This window comes from Vibrio sp. 2CM40D (genome assembly GCF_023161825.1).
Taxonomy (GTDB): domain Bacteria; phylum Pseudomonadota; class Gammaproteobacteria; order Enterobacterales; family Vibrionaceae; genus Vibrio; species Vibrio alginolyticus.
Genome location: NZ_JALNTL010000032.1, coordinates 1 through 919, shown reverse-complemented (window position 1 = coordinate 919; position 919 = coordinate 1). Strand labels below are relative to the sequence as shown.

Sequence of the window (919 nt, the reverse complement as noted above, 5' to 3'; positions counted from 1 at the left end):
CATACCACCTTAATCACTTAAACCAACGCATAGTAAAAATGCCACGCGTTGCGAATCCCTCTTGAACAGTTTGTTAGTTTTATTTTACAAGATCCGTATTGTTGAATACTCAAATGTCCCTAAATCTACAGCTAATTCATTTGTGAATGCTTCTTTGTATGCGTTTGCATCAAAGCCGACAAACTTTACACCTTGATCATTGAGAGCTTTAAAGACTTTAACAGCTGCTGATATATAAATTGGGATTATATTTACATAAACCTGCTTTAGCGGATATCTTTCACCTTGGGCATACTTTTTAAGTTCGCCAAAGCTCAGATCATTTTCAAGCTGGTTTAACAATTTCTGGCGATTTTTATCACTCATACGATCTTCAAGAAATGGTGAGCCTAATGAAGCATCAACTCGGAGGTAGAAGTCCTCTAGCTTATATAAGTGCTTCATTTTATGACCACTAGTCAATATGTCGTGGCTTGCGAGCAAAAACTCTCCACCTAGATACTTCTTGTGCCCATCATTTAAGCCCATTTCTTGATTCCAAGTTTTAAATAACAAATGGTTACGGTGATGAACCGCATTTCTCAATAAAATCAGAACTGCTGTATCTGCATGGTCAAAGTAATCAAAAAGATCCTTTGTTACATCATACAAGCTATGGAAAGCTTCAAGCTTTGCTTCCATAGCCCTATCTAAGTTATCAATAGCCTCTTCGGCATCAACCAACTTTAAACGATTGAAATTCATATGTGCTTCGCCATAAATCCTCATGGCATTCGCTAATTTGCTTAACGCTTGTTCTTGTATAACCACTATTTTTCCTACGATAAACTGACGGATAAAACTAACGCCCTGCTAAGGGGTGAGCAACGCAATACAAAAGCCGCCGCAAACCATCTTAATCACTAAATTCAACGCATAG

Annotated in this window: 1 protein-coding gene; it reads right to left on the bottom strand. The window is 37.8% G+C overall.

Annotated features, from left to right (window positions below; all coding sequences use genetic code 11):
• Window positions 1–84 precede the first annotated feature (84 nt).
• On the bottom strand, window positions 85–810 hold the full coding sequence (locus MTF70_RS24260) for a hypothetical protein (RefSeq protein ID WP_025769000.1): 726 nt from the start codon (window positions 808–810) through the stop codon (window positions 85–87).
• Between the last annotated feature and the right edge of the window lie 109 nt (window positions 811–919).